The following is a 14,001-nucleotide window of genomic DNA, read 5'->3' as shown; positions in this document are numbered from 1 at the left end:
CACCAGGTTAACGGCGGGCCCTGACAGTGTGCCGCTGGAGCGCCACGACCCGGGCGCGCACCTGCTCGGCGATCACGGAGACGGAGAGTGCGGCATCGACCACGAGAAACCGCTCGGGATCAGCCTCGGCGATGGCGAGGAAGGCCTGTCGGACGCGCTCGTGGAACTCCTCCTTCTCGGCCTCCAACCGGTCGAAGCGGGTGCGGGCCGAATCGAGGCGCGTGCGAGCGAGGGAGGGGTCCAGATCGAGCAGCACCGTGAGATCGGGACGCAGGTCGTGCGTCGCCCACTCCGAGAGCGCCCGAACTTCGCCTGCATCGAGCACGCGTCCGGCGCCTTGGTAGGCGACGGAGGAGTCGATGTACCGGTCCTGCACAACCACCTCACCCCGCTCGATTGCCGGGCGGACGAGCGTACCGATGTGCTGGGCGCGGTCAGCGGCGTAGAGCATCGCCTCGGCGCGCGGATCGATCTCGCCGCGATGGTGCAGGACGATTTCGCGGATCTGGACGCCGACGTCGGTTCCGCCGGGCTCCCGCGTGCGCACCACTGTCTCGCCGCGCGCCGCCAGCCATTCTTCGAGCAATCGGGCCTGGGTGGTCTTGCCCGCGCCGTCTCCGCCCTCCAGGGTGACGAACAGCCCGCTCACGACTCCGTCGCGCCCGTCGTCTTGGGAGCGGCAGGCTTCTTCGCGGCCGTCCTCGTTGTAGCAGGCTTCTTCGCGGCGGTCGCCTTGGCAGTCGTCGCCTTCGCGGCCGTCGTCTTGGCAGCCGCTGTCGTCTTCGCGGCCGGCTTCTTCGCCGGTGCCCGCTTAGCCGGCGCCTTCTTGGCCGGACCCTTGGCCCGCTTGTCGGCGAGCATCTGGACCGCCTGCTCAAAGTCGATCTCCTCGATCGTCAGACCCTTCGAGATCGTGACGTTGGTTTCACCGTCAGTCACGTAAGCGCCGAAGCGGCCGTCACGGATACGAATCGGCTTTCCACTGACGGGGTCGGCGTCGAACTCCTTGAGAGCGCTCGAGGCACGGCGGGCGCCGTACTTGGGCTGCGCGAAGATCTCGAGCGCCGCTGGCAGATCGACCTCGAAGATCTGGTCCTCACTCGTCAGAGATCGACTGTCGGTGCCCTTCTTGATGTAGGGACCGTACCGCCCGTTCTGCGCGGTGATCGGCTCGCCGCTCTCGGGATCCGCACCCACCGTGCGTGGCAGGTCGAGCAGACGCAGCGCTGTCGCCAAGTCGATCGACGCGACGTCCATCGACTTGAACAGGGAGGACGTACGCGGCTTCACGACGGCCGGCTTCTTGGTGCCGCGCTTCGCGGGCGCTGGCTCGACAATCTCTCCGGTGGTCCGGTCGGCGGTCGGCTCGGGTTCTGGATCGGTCTCGGTGACGTACGGGCCGAACCGGCCGTCCTTGACAACCACGGTCTTGCCCGTCTCGGGGTTGCTGCCAAGCACGCGGTCCGTCTGCACTGGCGCATCGACAAGTTCCTGCGCCTTGGCCGGGGTGAGTTCGTCGGGTGCGAGTTCGAGCGGCAGGTTCACCCGGCGAGGCGCCTCCTGACCCTCTTCCTGCGCGACTTCGAGGTAGGGCCCGTACTTGCCGATCCGCAACGTGATGTCGTCGGTGATCCGAAGCGAGTTGATGCTCTTCGCGTCGATCTCGCCGAGGTTGTCGACAACGTGGCGGAGCCCGGGGTGGGTGCCGCCGCCGAAGTAAAAGCGGTTAAGCCACGTAACGCGGTCCTCCTCGCCGCCGGCGATCCGGTCAAGATCACCTTCCATCTCGGCCGTGAAGTCGTATTCGACCAGGTCGGAGAAGAAATCCTCGAGCAGGCGCACGACCGAGAAAGCGATCCAGTTGGGCACGAGCGCCGTGCCGCGAGGGGTGACGTAGCCTCGATCGACGATGGTCGAGATGATCGAGGCGTAGGTCGAGGGGCGCCCGATCCCCAGCTCTTCGAGCGACTTGACGAGGCTGGCCTCCGTATAGCGCGGGGGCGGTGAGGTCTCGTGGCCCTTGGCCTCGACCTCCGAGACGACCAGGCTCTGGCCGACCTCGAGCGGAGGCAACTTGGCATCCTTGTCGTCGCGGGCGCCGTGACGCTCCTCGTCGCGGCCCTCTTCGTATGCGAGGAGGAATCCGCGGAAGGTGATGACGGTTCCGGATGCAGTGAACTCGGCGGTCTGAGCGATGTCACCTGTCGGCTCGGCCAGGATCGTCACTGTCGCCGTCGACCCCTTCGCGTCCGCCATTTGCGAGGCGACCGTGCGCTTCCAGATAAGTTCGTACAGGCGCAGGTCGTTGCCACGGAGAGTGCCCGAAAGCTGATCGGGAGTGCGGAACGTCTCGCCTGCGGGGCGGATCGCCTCATGCGCCTCTTGCGCGTTCTTGTTCTTGCCGGAGTAGAGACGCGGCTTGTCGGGCACGGTCTCGGACCCGTACAGCGACGCCGCCTGCGTCCGCGCCGCGTTCAGAGCCTGCTGCGAGAGCCCGGGCGAATCGGTCCTCATATAGGTGATGAAGCCGTTCTCGTAGAGCGACTGCGCGACGCTCATCGTCTGGCGCGCCGAGAAGCGGAGCTTGCGCGCCGCCTCCTGCTGGAGCGTCGAGGTGGTGAACGGGGCTGCGGGGCGGCGCGAGTAGGGCTTGGACTCAAGGTTTGACACCCGCACGGTGGTGGCCGGATCACGCAGCGCCACCGCGAGCGCGCCGGCACCCGCCTCGTCGAGGACAGTCACGTCGCTCTTCAGCTGGCCGCGATCGTCGAAGTCGCGCCCACTCCCGACACGCTTGCCGTCGAGCCGCGCCAGGCGCGCGTCAAAAGCCGCCGCCGTATCGGACTCGGGGGCGAGCACGGTTGCAAGGTCCCAGTAGGTCGCCGAGACAAAGGCGAGACGCTCGCGCTCACGGTCGACGACGAGGCGGGTGGCCGCGGACTGTACGCGTCCGGCGGAGAGCCCGGGTCCGACTTTGCGCCACAGGACGGGGGAGATCTCGTATCCGTACAGCCGGTCGAGGATGCGGCGGGTCTCCTGCGCGTCAACGAGGGACGTATCGATGTCGCGGGTGTTGTCGCGGGCTTTCTGAATCGCGTCCTTCGTGATCTCGTGAAAGACCATTCGGTGCACGGGCACCTTGGGCTTGAGTTCTTCGAGGAGATGCCATGCGATGGCCTCGCCTTCGCGATCCTCATCAGTGGCGAGATAAAGTTCGTCGGCGTTCTTAAGGGCGCGTTTGAGATCGGCGACCGTCTTCTTCTTTTGGTCGGAGACGACGTAGTACGGCTCGAAGCCGTTGTCGACATCGACGGAAAACTTGCCCAGCGGGCCCTTTTTCAGCTCCGGAGGAAGGTTCTTCGGCTCAATAAGGTCGCGGATGTGCCCGACGGAAGCGAGCACCTCGTAGCCGTCGCCCAGGTACTGGGCGATGGTCTTGGCTTTCGCCGGTGACTCGACGATCACCAGCTTCTTCGTGCCGGACACAGTTCTCCTCGATTGATGCTGTCGGGTTGGACGACCAGTGGTCCGATGATCCCCTGCTGCGGGGAGGCGGTGCGCGGGGACGTGGTGCGACGAACGGACACGCGTCCGCATTGGCGGAGCGTCCGACAGGCACACCATACACACTGACTCCGGACGTCCTGCCCCCTCCCTCTACCTCGGGGGGCTCACGACGCCAGGCGGGTGCCACCTCTGCGCCATCGGCTCCGCCCGCGCAGCACGGGGTGACGGGCGGCGCCGATCAGCGCATGATAAACGGCATGGCAACGATGCATACCACTACCACTTCCGCCTACACCGCCAAGCTCCTTGACGGTCCGCTGGAGGGCAAGACCCTCCGCCGCTCGTACGGCAGCGACTCCGCTCCGGCCGCTCGACTCGAAATCGCGAGCGCCCGGGAGGGCTCTCACTACATCTACCTCCTCTCGGGCGGATTCGAGCACGACGAGGGCGCGGGCTCCCTGCCGACGGCTGCCGCGTACCGCTACCAGCGCCTCAGCTCGGTGTGATCGGCGCGCCGCTCCCCTCTTCCACCGGGGCGAACGGAGCGGCGTCGACGACCACGTCCTCGAACGTCCATCAGGGCGGCGGTCCGGCCCTCGAATGCGCCGTCAGCGGCAGCGGCCCCACCGCAACCTCCACAGTCGCGACGCCGCTCTCGAACCTGCAGGTGAGGAGGGAGGCTCCGCCCGCCACCGCGACACGCTCGGCCTCTGCGCACGGCTCCCCCGGCACCAGACCGGACCCGACGTCCGCGGCGGCGAGCGCCGACGCGTCCGCGGCTGCCACCGCACGCTGATGCCCCACAACAGCGCCACACCCAACGAGCACCGCGATCGTCACCAGGATCGTGCCCACGACGACGGCGACCGCAACGATCGACGCGGATCCGTCCTCCTGAGCGGCACCGCACATTGGTGTCGTCACCGTCCACTCCCCAGCGCGCACGAGCGGATGGAAACTGGCAGGACCAGCGCCGGGACCGGCTGCAGCGTGGCTGCAACGTCGACGCAGACCAGCCCGTCCTGCTCCTGCGTCGACACCACGGCATGGGGTTGTGCGCGGGCGACCGGCGCCCGCGGGTCATCGCCCCTCGCAGCCGAGCGCGCCCCGTCAGCCGCCGCATCAATGAGCCGCACGTACTGCGCCGCTGAGACCACCGACCCCAGGCACAACGCCAGCACCGCCACAACCGCCGGCAACACCAGCGCGAGTTCGGCGGTAGCCGAGCCCTCCTCCTGCACGAGTCGTCTGCGGAGGATCGCGACCGCTCTCATCCTGCTGCCGTGAGCGCTCGGGTGACCAGATCGGTCAGGATCCCCCGCACCTCGTCGCCCTTGAGGATCACCACCAGCAGGCCCGCGAAGCCGACGGCGGCCATCGTCGCGATCGCGTACTCCGCGGTCGCCGATCCTTCCTCGTCCCCCAGTACGCTCACGCACGATCCCAGAGGTCCGCTCCCCGTGCCGTCCAGCCGCGGAGTCTCGGACCACCGTTCCTTCTTTCTGCTCCCTCTGCCGTGGATCACACTCTCGCCATTCATCGTTCTGCTCCATTCCGCCCTGTCTCGTGCCCCTGTTCCGAGGATCGTGGACCGCCAACGGCCGCGGGACTCGGACCGCCGATCGGTGGAGAGTTCGGGAATCCGGCCGCTGTGGAGGAGCCACCGTGACCCGTCACATCGCAACCGAGAAGGTCGAGAGGAGCACCGACACCACCATCGGAGCGACCCCGAGCAGCAGGAATGCCGGAAGGACGCAGACCCCCAGGGGCAGCATCAGCGTCACCCCGAGTCGTGCCGCGCGCTCCCGCGCGACCGAGGCAGCGCGCGCCCGGGTCAACGCCGCTTCATTGCGCAGCAGGCGCCCGGCGGGCACACCCGCCGCCAGCGAGAGCGCCAGCACTGCCTCGCCACCAGCGAGCGCCTGCTCGCCCGCGCCGATTCCACATTCCGTCAACGCCTCGAGCACTCGGTGTCGCGCGGAGTCGATGGAGCCGCCTCCGGCCAGCGCCACCGCCAGCAGATCAAGCGCGAGCCCGGGAGCGGCATCGCCCGTCGACGCGCCCCGAACCAGCCGACGAGTCCACCCATGAGCAGCCGCCATCAACCCCAGACCACCGACGAGGCACACGAGACCCGGAATGGTCCCGACGAGCACGCCAAGGACGTCGAAACCGAGCAGAGCACCCAGCCCGAGGGCGACGACCGGCAGTACGCTCACCACACGTCCGGTCGCCGACGGACCGGCAAGCGCCACTTCAATGTCGCGCCGCGCCCGCGCCAGCTCACGGAGCGACTCCGCCAGCTCGTTCAAAGCCGCCGCGACCGGAGCACCGGAGTCGGTCGCCACTCGCCAGCATGCGGCGAGCGCCGCCCACGCCGCCTCCTCCTCGGCATCGATCGGCCCGCTCCGGCGTTTCGTCGTACCACCGATCGAAGCGTCAGGTGGCTTTCCTCGACCAGGCCCCCGCGCCACCAGCCCCCGCGCTAGACGACGGCCTGCCGCGCGGGGCGCCCGTCGTGAGGCCGGACGTCCCCGAAGCAGCGCCACCGACACATCGCCACCGCGAGCCGCCTCCTCCGCCACGGCACGCAACAGGCGACGCCGACGGGCCGCCCCGCGCCCCGAGCCCCCCGCCGCCGCGAGATGACCCAGCGCGGATCCCGGAGCGACCCCCGCCGCGAGGAGCACGGCGAGCCGCTGCACGACTGCGGCGACCTCGTCGACCTCGTCTCCGCCGCTCACCGCTTCGACCGCGAGCGCGGCGGTAGCGCGCTCTCCTCGACGCGAAGCCGTCCGGCTGAATCGAGCGCGAAGATGCCCGATGCTGCAAGCCTGCGCCGGCCGCCGCGTCGCTCCAGGTGCAGGACGAGATCAATCGCGCTCACTGTCTGCCGGGCGATCGCCTCCGGTCCCCACCCGGCGAGTACCCCGAGTGCTTCGAGGCGCGCCGGAACGTCCTCGAGTGAGTTGGCGTGCAGTGTCCCGGCACCGCCGTCGTGCCCGGTGTTCAGCGCCGAGAGCAGCTCTCGCAGCTCGATGCCCCGGCACTCGCCGAGTACGAGCCGGTCCGGCCGCATCCGCAGCGCCTCCCGCACCAGCCGATCGAGGCCGACCGCTCCCGCGCCCTCGAGGTTTGGCTGCCGCGATTCGAGCGACACGACGTGTGGATGCGCGGGACGCAGCTCTCCGACGTCCTCGATCGTCACAATCCGCTCGGAGGACGGAGCGGCGCCGAGGAGCGCACCGAGCAACGTGGTCTTGCCCGATCCGCCGGCGCCGGTGATCAGGAGGTTCCACCGCTCGCGCACCGCCCTCCGCAGTAGCTGCACACCGAGCGCATCGAGCATCCCCGCGACCTGAAGTTCGCCGAGCGTCCAGGAGTCTGCGCGCGGCACCCGAACCGAGATGAGGGCCCCGCCGGTGGCGACGGGTGGCAGCACCACATGGACTCGCACGCCGTGCCGCAGACGCACGTCGACGCAAGGGCTCGCCTCATCGACGTGCCTGCCGCCGGCCGCAACGAGGGCGACGGCGAGGCGACGCACGCCCGCGGCGTCGAGCGTCCACTCCGGCACCCTTTCCACCCCGCCACCTCGATCGACCCACAGACCAGAGTCCCCGTTGACGAACAGGTCCGTCACCGCGGGATCGGCCGCGTGAGGTGCGAGGAGGCCGAGGCCGGCCGCTGCCGGACGCACGGGCGTCTGGTCACGGCGATGCTCGGGCGGAACAAGGGGCACGAAGTCAGGGCTCATCCCCGCACGCTAAGACTGCGACGGCCAAGGCGGTGGCGAGGAGGCGGATCTGTGGACAGCGCTGACAGGACAAGCCTGGGGAGGAACGACGAACGCCCCCGCGAACCAGGCTCGAGCGGGGGCGTTCGTTCCGCCGAACACGGTCCGGCGGGAAGAAGGGGGCGGCACCCATTGGGGGGAACAGGTGCCGCCTCGGCGGCGCTGGATTGGGGGGAATCACTTGCGCCGCTGAGCCGAAGTTCATTCGGCCGTATGCAACTCTAGGGGAAAGATCGCGAATCGCCAAGTCCGTGCTCCGTTCTCGGCTGACTCTTATCAGAAGCGGTCCGGACACTCAGGTTCCGCGCCTGCACCCTCCGGTCTGCACCGTCGCTGCCCGGGCTGAGCGATACGGTGGTGCCAGCCGGCCGCGCGCGTCGGCGAACGTCGCACTCGCAAAGGAGCGAATCGCAGATGTCCACTTCCCTCGACGCCTCCGGCACCGGTTCGGCCATCGACAACCTGCTGCACGAGACTCGCCGCTTCCCACCGCCCATCGAGGTCGCGAGGGACGCCGCGGCGACCGCTGCGCTCTATAACGAGGCCGCTGCCGACCGCCTCGCCTTTTGGGCGGCTCGTAGCCGAGAGCTTCTGCACTGGCACCGGCCGTTCACGAAGATCCTCGATTGGAGCGAGGCGCCATTCGCGACGTGGTTCGACGACGGCGAGCTGAATGTCTCCTACAACTGCCTCGACCGGCACGTGCTCGCAGGCCACGGTGACCGCATCGCGATCCACTGGGAGGGCGAGCCCGGCGACTCCCGCTCGATCACCTACGCCGAGCTCACCGCCGAGGTGAAACGTGCGGCAAACCTCCTGACCAGCCTCGGTATTCGGGCTGGCGATCGGGTCGCAATCTACCTGCCGATGATCCCAGAGGCTGTCGTCGCCATGCTCGCCGTCGCCCGCCTGGGAGCGGTCCACTCGGTCGTCTTCGGCGGCTTCAGCGCCGAGAGCTTGCGGGCGCGCATCGACGATGCGGAGGCGGCGCTCGTCATCACCGCCGACGGCGGCTGGCGCAAGGGCGCGGTCTCGCCGCTGAAGCCCGCCGTCGACGCGGCTCTCGCCCTCGGCGGTGAGTCCAGCGTGCGGCACGTCCTCGTGGTGCGCCGCGGTGGCAATGAGGTGAAGTGGCACGAGGGCCGCGACCTGTGGTGGCACGACGAGATCGTCGCGGTCGACGCCGACCACGTTGCGAAGCCATTCCCCGCCGAGCAGCCACTGTTCATCCTCTACACCAGCGGCACCACGGGTAAGCCAAAGGGCATCCTGCACACCAGCGGCGGCTACCTCACACAGGTGGCCTTCACGCACCGCGAGGTGTTCGATCTGCGCCCCGCGACGGACGTTTACTGGTCGACGGCCGACGTGGGCTGGATCACCGGTCACAGCTACGTCGTCTACGGCCCGCTCGCCAACGGCGCCACCCAGGTGATGTACGAGGGCACTCCCGACAGCCCACACCCGGGCCGCTGGTGGGAGATCATCGAGAAGCACGGCGTGACGATTCTCTACACGGCGCCTACAGCGATCCGCTCGTGTATGAAACTGGGCAGACAAATACCGCAGCGCTTCGACCTCTCGAGCCTGCGGCTGCTCGGCTCGGTCGGCGAGCCGATCAATCCCGAGGCCTGGATCTGGTACCGCGACGTCATCGGCGGCGGGCGCACCCCGATCGTCGACACCTGGTGGCAGACGGAGACCGGCGCAATGATGGTCTCGCCACTGCCGAGCGTCACGACGCTGAAGCCGGGATCGGCGCAGGTCGCGCTGCCTGGTATCTCGATCGACGTGGTCGATGACGACGGCACGCCGGTCGGCGTGAACGCGGGCGGACTCCTGGTGGTCACCGAGCCGTGGCCGTCGATGCTTCGCGGCATCTGGGGTGACCCCGAGCGCTACGTCGAGACCTACTGGTCGAAGTTCGGCGACCGCTACTTCGCAGGAGACGGCGCCCGACGCGACCGTGACGGTGACCTCTGGCTACTGGGGCGCGTGGATGATGTGCTGAACGTGTCCGGACACCGCCTCTCGACCGCCGAGATCGAGTCAGCGCTGGTCTCGCACCCGGTCGTCGCCGAGGCTGCGGTCGTCGGAGCCGCGGATGACACGACCGGTCAGGCCGTCGTCGCGTTCATCATCGCCAAGGCCAGCCAGACGGAGGCGCTCGCGAGCGGGCATGACGAACTGGCGGCGACACTCAAGTCCCATGTAGCCGAGCACATCGGTGCGATCGCTCGGCCGAAACGGATCATCGTGGTGCAGGAGCTGCCCAAGACCCGCTCCGGCAAGATCATGCGCCGGCTGCTCCGCGACGTGGCGGAGGGACGCGCCGTCGGCGACACGACGACCCTCGCCGACACGCAGGTCATGGCCGCGATCACCGCCGCGATTGCCGCTGACTGACCAAAGCCCGCGCCCGCGAAATGTCGCGAGATGTTCTGGGACGGACGAGATCGAGGCTCGCGGACGAGATGCCGTGCCACGGCAGCACATCTCGTCCGGGAGCCCGTATCTCGCGACATTTCGCGAGAAGGGAGGGGACGGATCAGGCGAACGCGACGATCAGTTCGACCTCGACCGGCGCGCCGAGCGGGAGTTCGGCCACGCCCACAGCCGAGCGGGCGTGGCGTCCCGCCTCGCCGAAGACGTCGCCCAGCAGCTCCGACGCGCCGTTGATCACGCCCGGCTGTCCGGTGAAACCGGAGGCGGAGGCGACGAAACCAGTCAGCTTCACGATCTGCGTCACGCGGTCTAGCGACCCGATCGCGTCCGCGACCGCGGCTAGCGCGTTCAGCGCGCAGATCCGCGCAAGGTCCTTCGCCGCCTCCGGCGTCACCTCCGCTCCGACCTTGCCCACGAGCGGCAGCACGCCATCGACGAACGGGATCTGCCCCGCCGTGTAGACGAGCGACCCGTTCACGACTGCGGGCACGTAGGCACCGGCCGGCGCCGCCACTGCGGGTAGCTCGACACCGAGCTCCGCCAGCCGCTCGGCGATCACGCGTCGGCCTCGGCGACGGGTCGCTTGAGATAGGCGACCAGCCCGCCCTCGGGCCCGGTCACGATCTGGACGAGCTCCCAGCCCTCCGAGCCCCAGGTGTTCAAGATGGCCGTGGTGGTGTGGATCATCAGCGGGGTGGTGATGTACTCCCAGCGGGGGACGGACATGGCTCTCCTTGAGTGCGGCCGGTGCGGGACGACTGCTGAGCGCCGCGCATCGGCGGGATGAGCGCCACGGCTCGTCCGAGCGCGGCGACTACGCTGATTCTATGTCGGGGCGGGGCGGAACCAGTGTTGTGAAGACCATCGGAGGCGCCCTCGCGGGCTTCGTCGGCATCGTCGCCATGAGCGTCGTCGCGGGAGTCCTGGTCGCCGCCTCCATCACTCCGGCGATCGCCCTGAGTGGAATGGCCGCCAGCGACGCCGTCGAGATGTTCGACAACTTGCCCGAGTACCTCGAGATCGGCACGCTCGCCGAAAAGAGCGACGTCTATGCGAAGGATGCGTCCGGCGGCGACGTCCTGCTCGCCTCCTTCTACGCGCAAAATCGTGTGCAGGTCGGCTGGGAGGAGATCTCGCCATCTGTGACGGACGCGGTCGTCGCCTCCGAAGACCCGCGCTTTTACGCGCACGGCGGGATTGACCTGCTCGGCACGGTGCGCGCCGCCGCGACCACGGCGATGGGCGGTGACGTGCAGGGCGGCTCCTCGATCACTCAGCAGTACGTCAAGAACGTGCTCGTACAGAAGGCAGAAGCGCTCAGCGACCCGATCGAGCGCGACGCGGCCTACCGCGAGGCGACCGAAACCACTCCGGAGCGCAAGATCGCCGAGATGCGCCTCGCGATCGGCCTCGAGAAGGAGTACCCGAAGAACGACATCCTGCTCGGCTACCTCAACATCGCCCTCTTCGGCGGCACGGTGTACGGGATCGAGGCGGCCGCCCGTTACTACTTCGGCATCAGCGCAAAGGATCTCTCGCTCGCTCAGTCGGCGGCGCTGGTCGCCATCGTCAACAATCCCGAGAAATTCCGCTTCGACCGCCCCAACAACCCAGCAAATCCCGCGGCCGACGGCTACCCACAGACCCTCGACCGACGCAACTACATCCTCAGCCGCATGGACCTCGAGTCGAAGGTGACTCCCGAGCAGGCACAGGCAGCTGCTGCCGAGCCGCTTGCCCCCGCGATTACCGAGCCCAGCACCGGCTGCCAGACGGCCGGAGCCGCGGCCTTCTTCTGCGACTACGTCACCTGGGTGATCAAGAACGACGACGCGTTCGGAGCGAGCCAGGACGAACGTGACGCCACCTTCAAGCGCGGCGGCTACAAGATTTACACGAGTCTCGACTCCGAGCTCCAGCAAGCGGCTGTCTCGGCAACCGACGACTGGGTGCCCAAGTCGATGGCGAACATCAACATCGGCAGCGCCACCGTCTCGGTCGAGGTCGGCACAGGACGCATCCTCGCAATGACGCAGAACAAGGACTACTCGAACGATCCGTCCGAGACGGGCGCACATATCACAGGCATCAACTACAACACCGACTTCGGCTACGGCGGCTCGTCCGGCTTCCAGGTCGGCTCGACCTACAAGGTCTTCACCTTGGCGGAGTGGTTGCAAGAGGGGCGCTCGCTGGGTGAACGGGTCGACGGCACGCGGCGTGCGTATACGACGTTCCGCGACAGTTGCGAAGCCGACGGCGTCTACACCGGCGCGGAGCCGTGGAACCCCGGCAACGACGAGGGCGGCAACGGAGGCGTCACCACGGCGCTCCAGGCGACCACCGGCTCCATCAACACCTCCTTCGCTGCGATGGCGCAGCAACTCGATCTCTGCGGCATCCGCAACACGGCACTGGCGATGGGCGTGCATCGCGCCGACGGCACTGAACTGCAGCGGATCGCACCGACCATCCTCGGTACCAACGAGATCGCACCGCTGACGATGGCGACCGCGTTTGCCGGCTTCGCCAACAGGGGCACGGTCTGCACGCCGATCGCGATCGACCGCATCGTCGACCGCTCGGGCACCGATATCGCCCCACCCGCCTCCGAGTGCACGCAGGGACTGTCCGAGGAGGTCGCCGCGACGGCCGGCCACGCCCTCCAACAGGTCGTGACGAGCGGTACCGGCGCGCCCTCGAATCCGAAGAACGGTATCCCCCACATCGGCAAGACAGGCACCACCGACGACGCACTGCACACCTGGATGGTCGGAGCCAGCACTGAGGTCGCGACGGCGACCTGGGTAGGGAACGTCAGCGGCTTCACCTCGATGCGCGGCTTCACCCTCGACGGCGTGAATGCCGGCCAGGTGCGCCACCAAATCTGGCCGCGGATCATGCGGGTCGCCGACGCAAAGTACGGCGGGTCCGCATTCCCGACCCCGTCGCGCTCCCTCACCGACGCGCCACAGGAGGCGGTGCCTCAGGTGACAGGGCAAAGTCCCGCAGCAGCCACCGCTCGTCTGAGGTCTGCTGGGTTCACGGTCAGGGTCGACGGCACGCCGATCCCCTGCGACCGGCCCGCCGGCTCCGTCGCGCAGACGGACCCGCCAGCGGGCGCGCGGGCCGCGAAGGGCACTGCGATCACCCTGCAGATCAGCGCAGGACGAGGCGATCCTCCGCCGGAGAATTGATCAGGCAGGCTCCAGCAGTAGTGTCCGGCAGAATGAACGCGGTCGCGGTCGCGGCCGTCGTGTGAGAGAAGGATTCATGACTGGACGCAGCAGCCGCCCCCTCACCATCGCCCTCGCGACGGTCGCCGCGGTCGGAACAGCATCCGCCACATGGGGCATCGGGATAGAGCGGACGCTGTTCACCGTCCGTCGCACGACATTTCCCGTCCTGCCCGCGGGCGCCGAGCCCGTGCGCATCCTGCATGTGTCCGACCTGCACATGGCGCCCTGGCAGACGAAGAAGCAGGACTGGATCCGCTCTCTGCTCGCACTCGCCCCGGACATCGTCGTGGACACCGGCGACAACCTGGGGCACCCTGACGGCATTCTCGGCATCCGCCGCGCACTCGAGCCCTTCACAGGTATCCCCGGCGCGTTCGTCAACGGCTCCAACGACTACTTCCGCCCCCGAGTCAAGAATCCGCTGCGCTACTTCCGCGGGCCGTCGGTCACTCCGAAGCCGAACGAGCCCGACCTCGACGTCGAGGGCCTGCTGGGCTTTTTCACCGGCGAGCTGGGCTGGGTCGACCTGAACAATCGCGCCGAAAGCGTCACGGTGAAGGGCAGCCGCATCGAGTTCTTCGGCGTCGACGACCCGCACATCGGGCTCGATCGGATCGACGTGGTCGCCGGCGCCGTCGACGAACTGCGTGCGGCGGAGGACGGAGCGGCGGACGTCAGCATCGGCGTCGCCCACGCGCCCTACCAGCGCATCCTCGACGATTTTGTCGCACGCGGGGCAGACGTGGTCCTCGCCGGACACACGCACGGCGGACAGGTCCGCGTACCCGGCTTCGGAGCGCTCGTCACGAACTGCGACATCCCCCGTGACAAGGTGTCCGGCTCAACGACCTGGGACACCGGGCTCCGGCGCTCGTACCTCAATGTCTCGGCGGGAGTCGGTACTTCGATCTTCGCTCCCGTGCGCTTCGCCTGCCGCCCCGAGGTGACCCTGGTGACGCTGACGCCCTCGGCCTGACGAGAGTCGTCAACACAGTCCGGGAAATCGGCTACTAT

General features: G+C 68.4%; 13 protein-coding genes. 4 read left to right on the top strand and 9 right to left on the bottom strand.

Annotated features, from left to right (window positions below; all coding sequences use genetic code 11):
• Positions 1–7 precede the first annotated feature (7 nt).
• Together tmk and topA are read right to left on the bottom strand one after the other, a co-directional pair.
• Entirely contained in the window at positions 8–649 is a 642-nt protein-coding gene (gene tmk, locus B0H03_RS02135) for a dTMP kinase (RefSeq protein WP_104263663.1), read from the bottom strand.
• Positions 646–3,486 carry a type I DNA topoisomerase gene (gene topA, locus B0H03_RS02130; RefSeq protein ID WP_104263662.1) on the bottom strand — a complete coding sequence of 947 codons (2,841 nt, stop codon included), beginning with the start codon at positions 3,484–3,486 and terminating at the stop codon, positions 646–648. Before topA ends, tmk begins: the two co-directional genes overlap by 4 nt.
• Positions 3,487–3,764: 278 nt before the next feature.
• Here topA and B0H03_RS02125 point away from each other — a divergent pair, with 278 nt between their 5' ends.
• Positions 3,765–4,013, top strand: coding sequence for a hypothetical protein (locus B0H03_RS02125; RefSeq protein ID WP_104263661.1), 249 nt, complete (start codon positions 3,765–3,767; stop codon positions 4,011–4,013).
• A 70-nt stretch (positions 4,014–4,083) separates the two neighbouring features.
• Here the strand turns inward: B0H03_RS02125 and B0H03_RS02120 are convergent, their stop codons facing one another.
• The 5 genes from B0H03_RS02120 to B0H03_RS02100 form a co-directional block, all read right to left on the bottom strand.
• The gene (locus B0H03_RS02120; RefSeq protein WP_241560357.1) at positions 4,084–4,431 is read right to left on the bottom strand and encodes an Rv3654c family TadE-like protein; all 348 of its coding nucleotides are present in this window, start codon (positions 4,429–4,431) and stop codon (positions 4,084–4,086) included.
• Entirely contained in the window at positions 4,428–4,781 is a 354-nt protein-coding gene (locus B0H03_RS02115; RefSeq protein WP_127843836.1) for a TadE family type IV pilus minor pilin, read from the bottom strand. Before B0H03_RS02115 ends, B0H03_RS02120 begins: the two co-directional genes overlap by 4 nt.
• A complete protein-coding gene (locus tag B0H03_RS02110) occupies positions 4,778–4,978 on the bottom strand; it encodes a DUF4244 domain-containing protein (RefSeq protein ID WP_237399310.1) in 201 nt (66 codons plus the stop codon). Before B0H03_RS02110 ends, B0H03_RS02115 begins: the two co-directional genes overlap by 4 nt.
• A 202-nt stretch (positions 4,979–5,180) precedes the next feature.
• Positions 5,181–6,251 carry a pilus assembly protein TadB gene (locus B0H03_RS17015; RefSeq protein ID WP_104263657.1) on the bottom strand — a complete coding sequence of 357 codons (1,071 nt, stop codon included), beginning with the start codon at positions 6,249–6,251 and terminating at the stop codon, positions 5,181–5,183.
• Entirely contained in the window at positions 6,248–7,264 is a 1,017-nt protein-coding gene (locus B0H03_RS02100) for a TadA family conjugal transfer-associated ATPase (RefSeq protein WP_104263656.1), read from the bottom strand. Before B0H03_RS02100 ends, B0H03_RS17015 begins: the two co-directional genes overlap by 4 nt.
• 453 nt (positions 7,265–7,717) lie before the next feature.
• Between B0H03_RS02100 and acs the strand changes: the two genes are divergently transcribed.
• A complete protein-coding gene (gene acs, locus B0H03_RS02095) occupies positions 7,718–9,709 on the top strand; it encodes an acetate--CoA ligase (RefSeq protein WP_104263655.1) in 1,992 nt (663 codons plus the stop codon).
• Between the two features lie 142 nt (positions 9,710–9,851).
• Here acs and B0H03_RS02090 read toward each other — a convergent pair whose 3' ends face one another.
• Both B0H03_RS02090 and B0H03_RS16450 read right to left on the bottom strand, forming a co-directional pair.
• Positions 9,852–10,307, bottom strand: coding sequence for a RidA family protein (locus B0H03_RS02090; protein WP_206612076.1), 456 nt, complete (start codon positions 10,305–10,307; stop codon positions 9,852–9,854).
• The gene (locus B0H03_RS16450) at positions 10,304–10,474 is read right to left on the bottom strand and encodes a Sp36 family protein (protein WP_164860211.1); all 171 of its coding nucleotides are present in this window, start codon (positions 10,472–10,474) and stop codon (positions 10,304–10,306) included. The genes B0H03_RS02090 and B0H03_RS16450 overlap by 4 nt, the downstream gene beginning before the upstream one ends.
• A 128-nt stretch (positions 10,475–10,602) precedes the next feature.
• Between B0H03_RS16450 and B0H03_RS02085 the strand changes: the two genes are divergently transcribed.
• A complete protein-coding gene (locus B0H03_RS02085; RefSeq protein ID WP_165827968.1) occupies positions 10,603–12,945 on the top strand; it encodes a transglycosylase domain-containing protein in 2,343 nt (780 codons plus the stop codon).
• A gap of 76 nt (positions 12,946–13,021) precedes the next feature.
• On the top strand, positions 13,022–13,963 hold the full coding sequence (locus B0H03_RS02080; protein WP_104263653.1) for a metallophosphoesterase: 942 nt from the start codon (positions 13,022–13,024) through the stop codon (positions 13,961–13,963).
• Positions 13,964–14,001 lie beyond the last annotated feature (38 nt).

The organism is Rathayibacter iranicus NCPPB 2253 = VKM Ac-1602 (assembly GCF_003149025.1).
GTDB lineage: Bacteria > Actinomycetota > Actinomycetes > Actinomycetales > Microbacteriaceae > Rathayibacter > Rathayibacter iranicus.
This window is presented reverse-complemented; position numbering and strand designations above follow the sequence as displayed.